This window comes from Klebsiella sp. 28, from assembly GCF_018223905.1.
Taxonomy (GTDB): Bacteria; Pseudomonadota; Gammaproteobacteria; order Enterobacterales; family Enterobacteriaceae; genus Klebsiella; species Klebsiella pneumoniae.
In genome coordinates this window covers 20,459-35,442 of the sequence record NZ_JAGRQY010000050.1, presented here as the reverse complement: position 1 = coordinate 35,442, position 14,984 = coordinate 20,459, and the positions used below count along the sequence as shown (strand labels likewise).

General features: G+C 54.6%; 23 protein-coding genes. 22 read left to right on the top strand and 1 reads right to left on the bottom strand.

Annotated elements, in window-relative coordinates; genetic code table 11:
* Positions 1-39 precede the first annotated feature (39 nt).
* The 11 genes from KHQ28_RS29480 (at position 40) to KHQ28_RS09140 (ending at position 5,104) form a co-directional block, all read left to right on the top strand.
* A complete protein-coding gene (locus KHQ28_RS29480; RefSeq protein ID WP_254913182.1) occupies positions 40-174 on the top strand; it encodes a hypothetical protein in 135 nt (44 codons plus the stop codon).
* Positions 171-572, top strand: a complete 402-nt coding sequence (locus KHQ28_RS09185) for a hypothetical protein (protein WP_032419436.1) — start codon at positions 171-173, stop codon at positions 570-572. Before KHQ28_RS29480 ends, KHQ28_RS09185 begins: the two co-directional genes overlap by 4 nt.
* Positions 569-853: a hypothetical protein gene (locus KHQ28_RS09180; RefSeq protein WP_223175068.1), complete on the top strand. Its 285-nt coding sequence runs from the start codon at positions 569-571 to the stop codon at positions 851-853. The genes KHQ28_RS09185 and KHQ28_RS09180 overlap by 4 nt, the downstream gene beginning before the upstream one ends.
* A complete protein-coding gene (locus KHQ28_RS09175; RefSeq protein ID WP_032418536.1) occupies positions 850-1,104 on the top strand; it encodes a hypothetical protein in 255 nt (84 codons plus the stop codon). The genes KHQ28_RS09180 and KHQ28_RS09175 overlap by 4 nt, the downstream gene beginning before the upstream one ends.
* Entirely contained in the window at positions 1,104-1,367 is a 264-nt protein-coding gene (locus tag KHQ28_RS09170; RefSeq protein WP_032419437.1) for a hypothetical protein, read from the top strand. The genes KHQ28_RS09175 and KHQ28_RS09170 overlap by 1 nt, the downstream gene beginning before the upstream one ends.
* An 11-nt stretch (positions 1,368-1,378) precedes the next feature.
* A complete protein-coding gene (locus tag KHQ28_RS09165; RefSeq protein ID WP_191974511.1) occupies positions 1,379-2,068 on the top strand; it encodes a hypothetical protein in 690 nt (229 codons plus the stop codon).
* Positions 2,061-2,300: a hypothetical protein gene (locus KHQ28_RS09160; protein ID WP_032418538.1), complete on the top strand. Its 240-nt coding sequence runs from the start codon at positions 2,061-2,063 to the stop codon at positions 2,298-2,300. The genes KHQ28_RS09165 and KHQ28_RS09160 overlap by 8 nt, the downstream gene beginning before the upstream one ends.
* Positions 2,300-2,638, top strand: coding sequence for a hypothetical protein (locus KHQ28_RS09155; RefSeq protein ID WP_032418539.1), 339 nt, complete (start codon positions 2,300-2,302; stop codon positions 2,636-2,638). The genes KHQ28_RS09160 and KHQ28_RS09155 overlap by 1 nt, the downstream gene beginning before the upstream one ends.
* A gap of 74 nt (positions 2,639-2,712) precedes the next feature.
* Positions 2,713-2,970 (top strand): hypothetical protein, encoded by a 258-nt coding sequence (locus KHQ28_RS09150; RefSeq protein ID WP_032418540.1) that lies wholly within the window; start codon positions 2,713-2,715, stop codon positions 2,968-2,970.
* A 77-nt stretch (positions 2,971-3,047) separates the two neighbouring features.
* Positions 3,048-3,632, top strand: a complete 585-nt coding sequence (locus KHQ28_RS09145; RefSeq protein ID WP_032418541.1) for a terminase small subunit — start codon at positions 3,048-3,050, stop codon at positions 3,630-3,632.
* Entirely contained in the window at positions 3,629-5,104 is a 1,476-nt protein-coding gene (locus KHQ28_RS09140; RefSeq protein ID WP_032418542.1) for a hypothetical protein, read from the top strand. Before KHQ28_RS09145 ends, KHQ28_RS09140 begins: the two co-directional genes overlap by 4 nt.
* A 42-nt stretch (positions 5,105-5,146) precedes the next feature.
* On the opposite strand, the gene KHQ28_RS09135 is transcribed toward KHQ28_RS09140, so the two are convergent.
* Positions 5,147-5,518: a Gp49 family protein gene (locus KHQ28_RS09135; protein ID WP_032413826.1), complete on the bottom strand. Its 372-nt coding sequence runs from the start codon at positions 5,516-5,518 to the stop codon at positions 5,147-5,149.
* A 797-nt stretch (positions 5,519-6,315) separates the two neighbouring features.
* Here KHQ28_RS09135 and KHQ28_RS09130 point away from each other — a divergent pair.
* Genes KHQ28_RS09130 through KHQ28_RS09080 form a run of 11 tightly spaced genes read left to right on the top strand, consistent with a single transcriptional unit; the run spans position 6,316 to position 14,976 of the window.
* Complete coding sequence (locus tag KHQ28_RS09130; protein WP_004152472.1) at positions 6,316-6,519, top strand: hypothetical protein; 204 nt, start codon at positions 6,316-6,318, stop codon at positions 6,517-6,519.
* Positions 6,520-6,522: 3 nt separating this feature from the next.
* Positions 6,523-8,202, top strand: coding sequence for a portal protein (locus KHQ28_RS09125; protein ID WP_004149313.1), 1,680 nt, complete (start codon positions 6,523-6,525; stop codon positions 8,200-8,202).
* Positions 8,199-8,504 carry a hypothetical protein gene (locus KHQ28_RS09120; RefSeq protein WP_004152470.1) on the top strand — a complete coding sequence of 102 codons (306 nt, stop codon included), beginning with the start codon at positions 8,199-8,201 and terminating at the stop codon, positions 8,502-8,504. Before KHQ28_RS09125 ends, KHQ28_RS09120 begins: the two co-directional genes overlap by 4 nt.
* Before the next feature lie 2 nt (positions 8,505-8,506).
* Positions 8,507-9,184 carry a peptidase gene (locus KHQ28_RS09115; RefSeq protein ID WP_174805912.1) on the top strand — a complete coding sequence of 226 codons (678 nt, stop codon included), beginning with the start codon at positions 8,507-8,509 and terminating at the stop codon, positions 9,182-9,184.
* Positions 9,185-9,196: 12 nt separating this feature from the next.
* The gene (locus KHQ28_RS09110) at positions 9,197-10,204 is read left to right on the top strand and encodes a major capsid protein (RefSeq protein ID WP_004197367.1); all 1,008 of its coding nucleotides are present in this window, start codon (positions 9,197-9,199) and stop codon (positions 10,202-10,204) included.
* 9 nt (positions 10,205-10,213) lie between these two features.
* Positions 10,214-10,606, top strand: coding sequence for a Bbp16 family capsid cement protein (locus KHQ28_RS09105; protein ID WP_004152466.1), 393 nt, complete (start codon positions 10,214-10,216; stop codon positions 10,604-10,606).
* Positions 10,599-10,877, top strand: coding sequence for a hypothetical protein (locus KHQ28_RS09100; RefSeq protein WP_024622837.1), 279 nt, complete (start codon positions 10,599-10,601; stop codon positions 10,875-10,877). The genes KHQ28_RS09105 and KHQ28_RS09100 overlap by 8 nt, the downstream gene beginning before the upstream one ends.
* A 48-nt stretch (positions 10,878-10,925) precedes the next feature.
* On the top strand, positions 10,926-11,537 hold the full coding sequence (locus KHQ28_RS09095) for a hypothetical protein (RefSeq protein ID WP_004197381.1): 612 nt from the start codon (positions 10,926-10,928) through the stop codon (positions 11,535-11,537).
* Positions 11,537-14,014, top strand: coding sequence for a hypothetical protein (locus tag KHQ28_RS09090; RefSeq protein WP_032418543.1), 2,478 nt, complete (start codon positions 11,537-11,539; stop codon positions 14,012-14,014). The genes KHQ28_RS09095 and KHQ28_RS09090 overlap by 1 nt, the downstream gene beginning before the upstream one ends.
* Before the next feature lies 1 nt (position 14,015).
* On the top strand, positions 14,016-14,486 hold the full coding sequence (locus tag KHQ28_RS09085) for a hypothetical protein (protein WP_032418545.1): 471 nt from the start codon (positions 14,016-14,018) through the stop codon (positions 14,484-14,486).
* Positions 14,479-14,976 carry a hypothetical protein gene (locus tag KHQ28_RS09080; RefSeq protein WP_025860587.1) on the top strand — a complete coding sequence of 166 codons (498 nt, stop codon included), beginning with the start codon at positions 14,479-14,481 and terminating at the stop codon, positions 14,974-14,976. The genes KHQ28_RS09085 and KHQ28_RS09080 overlap by 8 nt, the downstream gene beginning before the upstream one ends.
* The last annotated feature ends 8 nt before the right edge of the window (positions 14,977-14,984 follow it).

The window sequence follows — 14,984 nt, the reverse complement described above, 5'->3', positions numbered from 1 at the left end:
AATTGAATCAATAAGTTAAACGGGTAAGCGGGGGTAAGTATGGATTTCGATTTCGTGAATTACAGCCGGCGGTCACTGCTGCTGTTCGTGATGGTGGCAAACATCATTGGGTGGGTGGCGATCATCGCCGTCCTGTATGTGGCTTATCTGGCGATCGAATGGGTGGCGGCATGAACATCGAAACAGTAAACGAGCTCATCGCTTCCCTGGAGAGCGCAGGCGAGCTGTCGATCAAAGAGACAACGGTTATGGCGCTGGCGAAAGCGTATAAGCAGCTGGCTGCTGAGAATGTGGCGCTGAAGAACGCCATTACAGACCATAGTCATTCGGTTCACTTCTGCGAGGTTTGCGGAAAGGATGATCCGTGCAGCACTGACGATGTTTGTTATGCGCTGAAAGATATCCCCGCTACCGATGCCTACCTGGCCGGGATTAAGGCTAATGGCCGCGTTGAAGGTGCGCACTTTGTGGCTAACCGAATGCTGGCCGCCTGGGATGCAGGTTTTATTGAAGACACAGCCAAAAACGCCGCCGATATCGCCCAGCAGCTGCGCGAGGGGGCCGACAAATGAGCAAGCACCTAAAACTAACTGACGCTCAAATTTTCACGCTTCGCCGTATGTATAACGGCACACGGTATTTCATGCGCGGCGACAAACAAAAAGGTGAGCAAGATAAAATCTCCCACCGCGTTAATTGCCCCTCTATTCCGGTGCTTTTTCGTGAGGGGCTAGTGAATTGGCGTAATCCAGCGTGCAGAAAATTTGATGGCCTGTATTACAGCGTGAATTTAACCCCTTCAGGCTTCGATGCAGTCGTAGATGGAAAAACCAGCAAGGAGCGTGCCGCATGACAACTGATATCACCGAACTGGCGCTGAGGTTGAAGCTTGAAGTACATCGCGCGGTAAGCAATTTCAATTCTCAGATGAATATTAAAACCAGAGACCTAAAAGCGCTGGTAGAGGCACTGGAGAAGGCGCAGCACCGCATCGATGAGCTAGAGTCTGATCTGTCGGAATGGACAGACTGCAAGCACGATGGAGCTACCTACTACGACATGAGCGGCCAAGAGCGCTGCGGAAGATGTGGGGCAGACGTATGATCAGCAAATTAACCAAAAAAGAATCGGCCTGGTTCGATGAAGTTAACGCGGTGCTGGCGCGCTGTCCTTCGCCGGAAAAATTCGGCTTCTACACCATTGGCGATCCTAACGTGATGGTATACGACCTGCGCAAAGAGAAAGAGATCGATCGCTTGTTAGACACACGCCGTTCGCCAGATTGGTGTATTGCGGTTCGTGACGCCGACGCTGAGATCGACGCCAATATTTACTTTCCTTCTGCCGTACTGAGCACGGCAGGATAAGGAGCCAACCAATGACCAAATCAACCATAACCAGAGAGCAGTTACTCGAAATTATTGAAACCGATCACGTGCAGTGTGGTGAGGCATCGTATCTCGCCCGCATGGCGCTGGCCGCAATGGACAGCGAGCCGGTGGCTGAGGTGTATCAGACGCCAAATGTAGGAATATGCGCTGCGCTTGGGCCATCCATCAGGATGCTATGTGCCCTGGAGCCAGGAACTAAGCTCTATCGCCACGCGCAGCCAGCGCCGGTAGTACCGGAGAATTGCGTAACAGCAGAACACCGTCGCGTTATTGAAATGCTTCTAAACGTTTGCGGGGCCGCATTCGAACTCGCCGATGATAGTTGTCAGCAAGATGTTGACGGGGAAGATTGCCATGTTGTTCCAGACGATGCGTTTCAGAAACTAAGTGATGCGCTGGACGAAATCGAAAACACTCTCCCTACCGAGGATATCGACAGTCCTGACGTATTTCTTACCTGGTCGGCAATGCCGAGGGCAGCGCTGAAATCGCTTCTTCAGGCTGGCAACTCTCAGGTGATTCCGGATGGTTGGACATGCAACGATAAAGCAAACGCAGCGCTGATGATGCTTGATCGGATTGAAACGGTAGACCCTGTTGATGATGACCGTATCGACGGCATTAAGCGCATTGTTCGTGAGCTCGCAGCCGCCCAGCAGGAGGTGAAGGGTGAGTAAGGTCGAATTGCTTGAGAAGATATCGGCGCTCGCTACTGAATGCCACGCGCTGGCCTGTGAGCTTGATATTGGTGATGAGCGAACCGAAATGTTCGAAATCTACGGCGTGCTGCACAACCTCGGTCGCCGAGGCTACGCCAGTCAGGTAGGGCGGCGAATGAATCCATTGCTCTCATCCTGCGATGATGACGAGGATGAGGAAGATGACGATTGGGATGAGGATGAAGACTGATGCCTAAATCCCCCGCAGAACGCAAAGCCGCGCAGCGCGCGCGGCAGTCCGCCGCCGGTGAGCGCAAAATTGAAATAGTGCTGGATGAGCAGGAGCAGGAAATGCTGGCGCGGAACTGCGCCGCCCGGCGCCCTGGTCGTGAACCATACGAAATGGCCGAGTACATCGCGTTGCTGATCCGCCAGGATGATGCCCGGGTGCGCGGCCGGATTAACGCCATCAGCAAACGGCGCTGCGGCAAGTGCGGCGACCAACTGCCGGTGGCATCATGCCCGCACTCAGGAGAAGCCGCATGCTGGGTGATGTACGGTTGGCACGAAACCAAACTACCGCTGTGACATGTCACGACAGATTGACTAAATCCTCATATGATTATACTGTTTAAACATACAGTATTTTAGGGGTGAAGATCATGGGTGGCAAAGACCGTAATTATACTGTCGTTTATCGCGGGGATTTTATCGACGCCGTACCTGATGGCCGATGGATGATGATACAGCGTGGCAAGGAGTACGGCGGCGGGTACTGGTTTGGTCGAGCTTATGCCGACTGCTTCTGGCTTGAGTTTGAGCGGCCAATGCCACTATCAAGCTGTGTTGAGTACGTCGTGCTATACGACCATGTCGCCGCCCGAGCTCATGAGTTTGAGGATGAATTTAAACTGGAATGACCGCGGCCGCCGACTATGGCGGCTTTGTTTTGCGTGTTACTATTACCTAAAAGGTAATTATTTTCGGGGTGTTTACCATGCCAAAGGATCCGAAGCGCAAATCAACTCAGTACAAACCGTTGACGGTGATGCAGGAAGGCTACGCCCAGGAGTATGTGAAATGCCCTGAAAATCAGACGCAGGCGGCCATCAATGCCGGGTTTTCCCCAAAGTCTGCCCACGTCAAAGCCAGCACGATGATGCGTGATGAACGTATCCAGAAACGAATCGCTGAGCTGATGGAAGAGCGCAACAAGCGCCTGCGCGTCAGCGCCGATTACGTGCTGCTGCGCCTGGTGGAAATCGACCAGATGGACGTGCTGGATATCCTTAACGACGACGGCAGCCTGAAGCCTATCCGCGAGTGGCCGAAAATCTGGCGAACCACGCTAAGCGGGTTTGACCTGTCCTCAACCATCATGAACATGGATGAGACCTCGATAGAGACCATCCTCAAGAAAATCAAATGGCCCGACAAGGTGAAAAACCTCGAGCTCATCGGTAAGCATGTCGACGTTAACGCGTTCAAAGAGCGCATGGAAGTTAACGTGAACGTCACCATTGCCGACCGCATGGCCGCCGCCCGGCGCCGCCTGAAAGAGCGCCAGGGTGGTGACCAGTGACAGACGCCGCTTTATCCCCGGAAGAACAGCTGATCGACGATATCGCCAGCTTCACCCATGACCCGCTGGGCTATGCGCTGTATGCGTTTCCGTGGGGAGAGGATGGCACAGAGCTGGCGCATGCCTCAGGGCCGCGCGAGTGGCAGGCTGACGCATTCCGCGAGATAGGCGAGCACCTCCAGAACCCCGCGACGCGTCACCAGCCGCTGATGATTGCCCGGGCCTCCGGTCATGGTATCGGTAAATCCGCTTTCATCTCGATGCTGATTAACTGGGGTATGTCCACCTGTGAGGACTGCAAGGTGGTGGTGACCGCCAACACCGACAACCAGCTGCGCACGAAGACCTGGCCGGAAATCATCAAATGGTCGAACCTTGCTATCAACAAAGACTGGTTTACGTGCACCGCCACGGCGATGTACAGCAACGATCCGGGCCACGACAAACGCTGGCGCGCCGATGCTATCCCCTGGTCTGAGCACAACACCGAGGCGTTTGCAGGCCTGCACAACGAGCGTAAGCGCATCGTTGTGGTGTTCGACGAAGCATCCAACATCGCGGATCTGGTCTGGGAGGTGGCTGAGGGCGCGCTGACGGACGAAGACACCGAAATCATCTGGGTGGCGTTCGGTAACCCTACGCGCAACACCGGGCGATTCCGGGAGTGCTTCCGCAAATACAAGCACCGCTGGAAGTGCGCGCAGATCGACAGCCGCACCGTCGAAGGCACCAACAAGCAGCAGCTGCAGAAATGGGTGGACGACTACGGCGAGGACAGCGACTTTGTGAAGGTCCGCGTGCGCGGGATCTTCCCGGATGCCTCAGAACTGCAGTTTATCCCTACCGGTCTCACTGACGAGGCGATGAAGCGCGTAGTGACCTCGGCGCAGGTGGCGCACGCCCCGCGGATAATCGGCGTCGACCCGGCATATTCCGGCGTGGATGATGCAGTGATTTATCTCCGCCAGGGGCTGCACAGCAAAGTGCTCTGGACCGGCAACAAGACCACCGACGATCTGATTATGGCGAAGCGTATCGCTGATTTTGAGGATCAGTACCAGGCTGATGCGGTGTTTATCGACTTCGGCTATGGCACCGGGCTGAAGTCTATAGGTGACGGCTGGGGTCGCACCTGGCAGCTTGTGCCATTCGGCGGCGCATCGGCAGACCCACAGATGCTGAATAAGCGTGGCGAGATGTTCAACGCCTGTAAGACGTGGCTCAAGCTAGGCGGCGCTCTGGACGACCAGGAGACGGCGGACGACCTGTCCGCGGCAGAGTACAAGGTGAGGGTGGACGGTAAGATCGTCATGGAGCCGAAGGAAGATATCAAAGAGCGTTTGGGCCGGTCGCCGGGCAAGGGCGATGCGCTGCTTCTGACGTTCGCATACCCGGTGACGAAGCGTTCAGATTTCCCTGCTGCCGGCGGAAAGCAGCCCAACGTGATCAGCGAGTACGACCCGTGGGCATGAAAAGCCCGCGCATCGGCGGGCTGATTGTGACATGTCACGGTATTATTTTTCGCTCAGTCTCTGCTTCAACAGATAACCTTCCAGCATCCAAATTTTATTTACCGCATTCTCGCGGGCAATCTTGCGCCCGATTTCAGGGTCGAAGTTTTCCGGGCTGGCGCAGGCGCTTTCGCCAGTGACGGTGAAGCCGTTGCGCAGCACCATGACGCAGAACGTCAGCAGAGAAAGTGATTCGTGCGGCTGGTAGTTTACCTCTCCGCCAGTATGTTTTGCTTTTATGGCTACGCCAAAGGCACCATCTTCTGCTGTGAAATACGCCTCCTGAGCAATAATGCTTTCGATATGGTCGGGCGTAACGCGCGGCGCCGTTAAGCCTTTAGCCTGAATTTCAGATTCAATGTCTTTGTCACTCATAGTCTAATCTCACCTTAAAAAAATGCCCGGACGAACCGGGCGAAACAGGGATGATGGAAAGTGCCGTCCTTGGCTGGGTGTCACAGGGTTTACAGCATGAAGTCATCGCAATGGCGTCATGGTGTAAAAAGTGCGGTGGTCAGAAAGGGAATAACTGCCACCGCCAAACTTGCACTGGAACTACGGGTATCACGGTCATGAGGCGTGATTCTGGTGTGGTGGCCGGTGCTGATCTCCGGCTTACTGGTTAGAGCGCCCGCACTACCAGTGACACTGTCTTGAGGCGCCGATTGGTTACGGCTTGCCATGGGCGCTGTGAATACATCGGTCGCGCATCAGCCTACGCATTCACCACAACAAAAAGAGCACTACCGCGTTATGCCGTTCCATCCTGGCTTTTGGTACCGCAACGGCTGCGAGATGTTTTTTGCATGCCAGCACTCTTTTGGTTGTGCCCTCGTCTCTTCCGAGGTGTCACACCGAACCGCCACGATGGTGAGTCGCTGTCGTGCATGCATGGCATGGCTTGCACATTCCGGCTACCCGCTGGGCCATGTACCAAGGAGCCCCCGGACCGCTATCGGCGCATGTGCCATACGCCGGATGCTTTCACACCTGGAAGCGCACTCCGCCATCTGAGTAACGACAAAGCCACCAATGGAAGAGAATGGGGTGCGCTTTCATGTTGTGTTTACCAAAAAGGTAATAATTTATCGTCAAAAGGTCAATACACTACGACAAATAAATCATATGTGGTTAAATTGGTAATAATTTAAACGCGTATGGAGCGCAGCAAAATGTGCATCAGCAAGCCGAAAGTGAGTTCTCCGCAGGTTCAGGCGGCGCCGCAGGTTTCCGATTCTGCTGTACAGAACGCCGCTGATAGCGATCGTCGTCGCCGTGCCGCAGCGGGCGGGCAGAAATCAACAATCCTGACGTCGAGCCAGGGGGTAACGCAGCCTTCTGGCGGCACTCAGGGTAAGACCCTGCTCGGGGCGTAATCCATGGCCGAACTCTCTCCGAAACAGCATTACCTCAAACACCTGGGGCAGCTCAAAAATGAGCGCACCAGCTTTGAGGAGCACTGGCGCGAACTGGCGGAATTTATCGATCCGCGCAGCACGCGCTTTCTTACGACGGAGAGAAACAACGGCAGCAAGCGTAATACCCGCATCGTTGACCCTACCGCCTCCAAAGCTGCCCGCACTCTGCAATCAGGCATGCTGTCAGGTATCACCAGCCCAACCCGCCCATGGTTTAAGCTGGCAACGCCGGATCCGGAGATGATGCAATATGGACCGGTAAAACGCTGGCTTGATGTGGTCATGACCAGGATGAACGACGTCATGAACCGCTCTAACGTCTACCAGTCCCTGCCGATTATCTACCGGCACCTTGGTGTTTTTGGTACCGCGGCTATGGCGGTTCTCGAAGACGACGAAGATGTGATTCGTACTCATCCTCTGCCGATCGGAAGTTACTACCTGTCAAACTCGCATCGTTTGTCAGTCGATACCACGTATCGCGTTTTCTCCATGACTGCCCGCCAGATTGTTATGCAGTTTGGCCTGGACAATGTCAGTAACGCCGTGCGCGGCGCCTGGGATAACGCGAACTATGAAGCATGGTTCGATGTGGTCCATCTGACAGAGCCCAATATCGATCGTGTGAATGGCAAGCTGAACTCCCGCAACAAGGCATTCAAATCGGTGTATTTCGAGTTGTCCGGAGACGGTGACAAGCTCCTTCGTGAGGCTGGTTTTGATGAGCCGCCGATCCTTTCACCGCGCTGGGAGATTAACGGGGAAGACGTTTACGGGAGTAACTGCCCGGGAATGATGGCGCTCGGTACTGGTAAGGCGCTGCAGCTGGAGCAAATTCGCAAAGCTAACGCGATCGATAAGCTTGTTAACCCGCCAATGGTGGCCCCGACAGGTCTTAAAAATAAGCTGATCAACCTTGCCCCTGGCGGCGTTACTTATGTTGATGAGGTTGATGCTACCAAGCTAGTGCGTCCGGCTTACGCCGTCAGCCCTCAGCTTAATGACATGCTCGGCAGCATTGCTGATGACCGCCAAATGATTGAAGCCTGCTTCTTCTCTGACCTGTTTAACCTGTTCAGCACCATCAACACCAGGAGCATGCCAGTGGAAGCTGTGGCTGCAATGCAGGATGAGAAACTCCTGCAGCTTGGTCCAGTACTTGAGCGACTTAATGATGAATTCCTTGATCCTTTCGTTGATCGCACATTCAACATCATGGCGCGCCGCAACCTCTTTCCTGAGCCACCGGAAGAACTGCAGGGAACTCCTCTGAAAGTTGAATATGTATCCATTTTGGCACAGGCCCAGAAATCCATAGGGATCAGCAGCGTTGAGCGCTTTGTTGGCTTTGTTGGGAATCTTGCAAAAGCCAATCCTGCGGCGCTCGACAAACTCAATATCGACCAGACGATTGACGAGTACGGAAATATGCTCGGCGTCCCGGCCACGATCGTTAACTCTGATGATGAGGTGCAAGCTACGCGCGAGCAGCGTGCTCAAATGGAGCAACAGCAGCAGATGATGGCTATGGCCCAGCAAGCTGGCGCAACCGCTAAGACCCTGAGCGATACCAACACCGCTGACCCTAGCCTGTTAAAAACCCTCTCTGATGCTGCTCAGCAGCCGGCGGTGACGCAATGACTGATTACCTGAGCGAAGAAGAGCGTGAAGAACTGGCAGCAGATGAGCTCAAAAGGCAGCAGTTACGGCGCGAGAACGAACTTAATGACCTGCGTCTCATCTGCGAGACAGAACACGGCCGCCGTTTCATCTGGCGCCTGATTGAGCAGGCTGGGGTGTGGCGTACGACTTATACCGGTGAGGCGCTCTCGGCAGCCTTCGCCGAAGGAAAACGTAACACGGGACTGAAAGTCTTTTCCGACGTGATGGAGGCGTGTCCCGATCAGTATCTGGCAATGGCCAAAGAGGCCAGCGAGGAATAGCGATGAATTTATTTGAGCGTCTGATGTATCGGCGTTTGTGCAATGAGCAGCCTGCAGATGGTGGGGCAGCTCCAGCAGCATCCGAACCATCCCAGACTCCTGCGGCTGAGCAATCTGAAGCAGCGCAACAACCAGCAGCAGATCCAGAACCTTCGCCAGCTGATGGTGATAAACCTGAGCCGACTGGCGATAAGCCAACTCCTGCTGCTGAGCCACCGGTTCCCGAGAAATACGAGCTTACGGCCCCGGAAGGTACGGAACTGGACTCAAAAGCTGTTGAGCTGTTTGAGCCCGTGGCGCGCGAGCTTGGTCTTTCTAATGACCAGGCGCAGAAGCTGGCTGGACTGTGGCCACAACTGCAGGAGCAAATCCAGAACCGCCAGGCTGAGTCGTGGGGGCAGCAGGTTGAACAGTGGGCAGCTGACACGAAGGCTGACAAAGAAATCGGTGGCGACAAATTAACGGTATCCGTAGGGCACGCGCAGAAGGCGCTGGATACCTTCGCATCGAAAGAGTTCCGCGAATTCCTTGACTCGACTGGCCTGGGTAACCACCCGGAAATGGTTCGGGCATTCGCAAAGGTAGGCAAGTTGATGAGTGAAGACAGTTTCGTCACTGGCCAGGGTAACGGATCGCCGAAAAACGATCTGGTCGAAGCGTTTTATCCAAGCAAAAAATAGTGAGGTGTAATCATGGCTTTAATTGGTCAGACGCTGCCTTCTCTTCTTGACGTGTACAGCCGTACCGACAAGAACGGGCGGATCGCTAAAATCGTCGAGCAACTGGCGAAAAGCAACGATGTCATTACCGATGCGATTTACGTGCCGTGTAATGACGGTTCCAAGCACAAAACCACCATTCGTGCCGGTATTCCCGAGCCGGTGTGGCGCCGTTACAACCAGGGCGTGCAGCCTACCAAAACCCAGACCGTTCCGGTGACTGACACTACCGGTATGCTGTACGACCTTGGCTTTGTAGACAAAGACCTGGCCGATCGCTCCGGTAATGCGGACTCGTTCCGCGTGTCCGAGAACATGGGCAAGCTGCAGGGATTTAACAACAAGGTTTCCCGCTACACCTTCTACGGCAATACCGATGCTGAGCCGGAAGCGTTCATGGGCCTGGCTCCGCGCTTCAACACTCTGAGCACTTCCAAAGCGGCCAGCGCGGAGAACGTATTCAGCGCCGGTGGTAGTGGTTCTACCAATACCTCCATCTGGTTCATGTCCTGGGGTGAGAACACTGCGCACATGATCTATCCGGAAGGTATGGTCGCCGGGTTCCAGCATCAGGATCTGGGTAATGACCTGGTCAGCGATGCGAACGGCGGTCAGTTCCTGGCTTACCGTGATGAGTTCAAATGGCATCTCGGCCTGTCAGTCCGTGACTGGCGTTCGATCTCGCGCATCTGCAACATCGATGTCACCACGTTGACCAAAGATGCTGCAACCGGCGCCGACCTCATCAGCATGATGGTTGATGCGTACTACGCGCGTGATGTAGCAATGCTGGGCGATGGTAAAGAGGTCATCTACTGCAACAAGACCATCCATGCCTGGCTGCACAAGCAGGCTATGAATGCGAAAAACGTTAACCTGACGATCGACGAATATGCCGGTAAGAAAATCGTTTCTTTCCTGGGTATTCCGATCCGTCGCGCTGACGCCATCCTGAATACTGAATCAGCCGTAACGGCATAAGGGGGGATCATGCTGCTCGACCAGCAAGCGCTTTTTTCCGCAGCTCAGGCCATTACGGCCACGGCTGCTTCGACCAACGTCATTGATACCGGCAGCAATAAAGATGTCGGTAAATATGGCGATATCCCGCTGCTTATCCAGGTGGTTGAAGGTTTCAACAACCTGACCAGCCTGACTGTGACGGTGCAAACCGATGACAACTCTGCATTCAGTTCCGCTGCGGACGTGCTGTCCATGACGATCCCTCTGGCGTCTCTGGTGCTGGGCTATAAGTCGCCGGTTATCACGTTGCCGATGAAGATGGAACGCTACATCCGTCTGAACTATACGGTGACTGGTACTGCGCCGACCACCGGCAAAGTCACTGCGGGTATCACCGGAGGCGTGCAAACCAATGCCTGAGTACAAAGTCGCTAAGCGGTCATTCATCAATGGCCGCCTGCATGAGCCGGGCGACATCGTTACCTACGACGGTGAGCCGGGAAGTAATCTGGTTTCCGTTGATGCCAGCCTGAGCGAAAAGATTGTCCCGGCCAGTGCAGAAGAGTTAACCGAGCTTGATGATTTGCGCAAACAGTATGAAGAAATGTTCGGCGAAGCGCCGCATTTCAATACCAAAGCGGAAACTCTGAAGGCGAAGATCGCCGAAAGGCGGAAAGAACTCGGGGTGTAAGCCCTCATAACCAAAGGGGCGAAAGCCCCTTTTTAGTTGGTGGATGATATGGCATCAGTGATCAATATCTGCAATATCGCGCTGGCACGTATAGGCAACAGCCGGACGATTAATAGCCTCACCGAAAAGACCAAAGAGGCATATACCTGCAACCTGTTTTACGAGTCCATGCGCGACGCAGTCCTGGCAGACAACGACTGGAACTTTGCCATGTCGCGCGTTGTCCTGGCTGACCTTGGCGACCCTGCGCCGGGATGGTTGTTCCGGTATCAGTACCCTACCGACTGCGCGCGCATAGCTGCCATATTACCGAAGTGGTTCACTGGGTCTCATATCGTTCTGCAGGATAAGCCTGTTTTTGAAGTTGGCAGCAATGAAGATGGCACTGGCCGCGTCATTCATACCAATGAGTCTCAGGCGGTACTGCTATACGTGAAAAGCATCACTGACCCGACGATGTTTGATGCCCTGTTCGCTGATGCTCTTTCGTGGCGTATGGCGGCAGAGATAGCCATGCCGATCGCGGCAAATGCCAGTCTCGGTCAGCAGGCAATGGCCAATTATCAGCAGGTGCTTACGGCGGCCATGCAACGCTCTCTTGATGAGGCACATGAACCGCAGCAGGCGATGTCTGACCTTGCCAGTGCGAGGATCTGCTGATGGCCTATTCACTGGTGCAACCGTCGCTTGCCGGCGGCGAGATATCGCCTTCACTGTATGGTCGAATCGATCTTGAAAAATACCAGACGTCATTGCGCCGCTGCCGCAATTTCATCGTCCGGCAGTCAGGCGGCATTGAAAATCGTCCCGGGTTCCGGTTCCTGGGGAGCGCGAAATATGCAGACCGTTACTGCCGGCTAATACCTTTCCAGTTCAGCGTATCGCAAACCTATGCGCTCGAGCTCGGTGATCACTATTTCCGTGTCTGGTCTAACGGCGCGCTGGTTACGGACGGCGGCAGCCCTGTTGAAGTGGCTACCCCATGGCCGGTGAGCGTCATCTCTGAGCTGAAATTTACGCAGTCTGCCGATGTGATGACAGTGTGCCACAACGATTATCCGCCGCTTGAGATCCGCCGTTACGGAGAGGCTGACTGGCGCACCGCCGCAGTGACAACAACCAGCGGGCCATTCCAGGACCTGAACACAGACGACTCGGTAACTGTGTACGCCTCAGGCCGAACTGGATCTGTAACGTTGACTGCCAACAGCCCGATTTTCAAAAGCCAGCACGTTGGAAAACTGTTCTACATGGAACAGAAAGCGGTAGATAGTGTTGGTAGGTGGGAAACCGACAAAGACATCGGGATCGGTGACGAGTGCCGATATCAGGAGAACTTTTATCGCTGTGTTGACGGCGGTTCTAATGGCACCACCGGCACTGTTGCTCCGACCCATACAACGGGAGATTCCTGGGATGGCTGGGGTCTTGGTGGCCGTAACGGTGTGCTGTGGCGCTATCTGCATAGTGGTTTTGGCGTGTGCCGTATTACCGCCGTCGCCGGTGATGGACTAACTGCAACGGCCGACGTTGTGCCACGTCAGGATGGTGAGATCGAGCTGCCAGCGCAAGTGGTAGGTAGCACATTCGCCACTTACAAATGGGCGCATTATGCCTGGAACGATACAGACGGCTACCCGGGTACAGTTACCTATTACCAGCAGAGGCTGATTTTCGGCGGCAGCCGGGCATTTCCTCAGACTATATGGTGTAGCCGTACCGGTGATTATCACAACTTCTATCGCAGCAACCCGAAGGTTGACGACGATGCGATAACCTATAACTACGCCGGTCGCCAGCTGAACAAAATCCTGCACCTTCTCGATGTCGGTCAGCTTATCGTGCTGACCAGCGGCGGAGAGTTCAAGGTGACAGGCGACAGCAACGGCAACCTGACGGGAACCGGTGGCTTTTCGATGTCCGGTCAGTCGTTCAACGGTAGCAGCGATCTGGTACCAATCAACGTTGGTAGCGTTGCACTGTACGTTCAGCAGAAGGGCTCCATCATCCGTGACCTGTTTTACTCATTCGACCAGGACAGCTATCAATCCAGTGATCTGACCCTCCTTGCCAGCCATCTGTTTAACGGTTACAGCATCAGAGACTGGGCTTTGTCTGTACAGCCGTTCAGCGTTGCATGGTGTGCGAGGAGTGACGGCATGCTGCTTGGCCTTACTTATCTCCGCGAGCAGCAGGTATATGCCTGGCATCCGCACCCAATGACTAATGGCTATGTCGAATCGATCTGCAGTATTAGCGAAGGGCAGGAAGATGCAGTCTATGCGCTTATTCGCCGTACGGTGAATGGATCGACAGTTCGTTATGTTGAGCGACTGAACACCAGGCAGTTTACAGAACAGCAGGATGCATTTTTCGTGGATTCTGGCCTGTCTTACAGCGGAGAAAACACCGACTATTCACGCACAATGACGATCAGTTCCGCCGGTGGCTGGACATATCAGGATGAATTCACGCTAACGTGCAGCTCTGCAATCTTCGACTCATCGAGCACTGATTACGAGATCCATATTCCCTACACCGAAGGCGGTGTCAGCAAGTCGATGCGTTTGAGCATTGCTGGTGTTATCTCATCAACAGTGGCTACCGTATTAGCAAACCGTGATGTGCCGACAGCGCTGCGCAACACTGCGCAATCAACATGGTCGATAGCACGTCGGACATTTGCTGGACTGTCTCATCTCGAGGGGCAGGAGGTTAGCATTCTTGCCGACGGTAACGTTGAACCTCAGCAGGTTGTATCAGGTGGCGAAGTGACGATCGAAAACCACTCGTCAGTGGTGCATATCGGTTTGCCGGTAGCCGCGGTTATCGAAACGCTGGACGTGAACGTTGCAGGGCAGTCTACGCTGCTGGATAAGACCAAACTCATCAATCAGCTTTGCGTAATGCTCAACAGCGGGCGCTCGGTTTGGGCCGGAACAGATGATGCTCACTTACTGGAGTATACCCAGCGTGAGTGGGAATTCTACGACGACCCGGTAGGGCTAAAGACGGGCATCATCGATATGAACCTCGATGCAAACTGGGAGCGTAACGGGAGAGTTGTAATTAGCCATTCCGATCCGCTGCCGCTTGGCATTCTGGCCATTATACCGCGTGTAACGGTAGGGGGCTGATATGCGGAAAGTTGAGATAGTCAGCGTTACTGACGAGCATATCTGCGCCATTCTCCCGCATGTCCGCCAGGCAGACCACGATGAGTTTATGGCTGCCGCTGGGATGACTCCGGAGGAAGTCATTAATCGCGCCATGAAAAGCGCTTCGGTAGCCGCTGCAGGGATGATTAACGGCCAGGTGGTAACCATCTTCGGTATATCTCCTGCATCGATCATCACCGGTCGCGGTATTCCGTGGCTTGTAAGCACCGACCACATTGAGCATCAGCCGCTGACATTCCTCCGCCATTGCCGCCCGGTTCTTCGTGACATGTCACGCGGATATCGCGTGCTTGAAAATTACGTCGATGCGCGTAACCACGCAGCAAAATCCTGGCTTCACTGGATGGGGTTCACCCTGGCAGATCCTGAGCCATACGGATTGATGAGAATGCCTTTCCACCATTTCATTAAGGAAATAGCCCATGTGTGAACCAGCTACCGCAGCACTAGCCGTAACCGCAGTTGCTGGCGGTCTCAGCGCTTACAGTCAGATCCAGACAGGCCGCGCTAATGCTGCGCTGGCGAACGCTAACGCTGACGCTCAGGAGCAGGCCGCCCGCGACACTATCAATACAGCTAATGACCAGGCATATCAGCAGCGGCAGCAGGCCCGGCGGGTTGCCGGACAGCAAACCAATGCACTGGCTGCTAACGGCGCCGACCTGACGAGCGGTAACGCATTGGACCTGACAACTGAAACCATGCAGCAGGGGACGCTTGACGCACTGACAACCATCAACAATGGCCAGCGACAGGCAGCCGGGTTGCAGTTCCAGGCTGATACCAGCCGCGCTCAGGGGAAAATTGATAAGCAGTCCGGAATGCTTGGCGCAGGTTCAACACTGCTCAACTCCACGCTGACCGGTCTTAATGCATACAAGACGCTGGGCGGTACCTGGAAGCCGCTTTCCGCTAAGTAAAAGGAGCT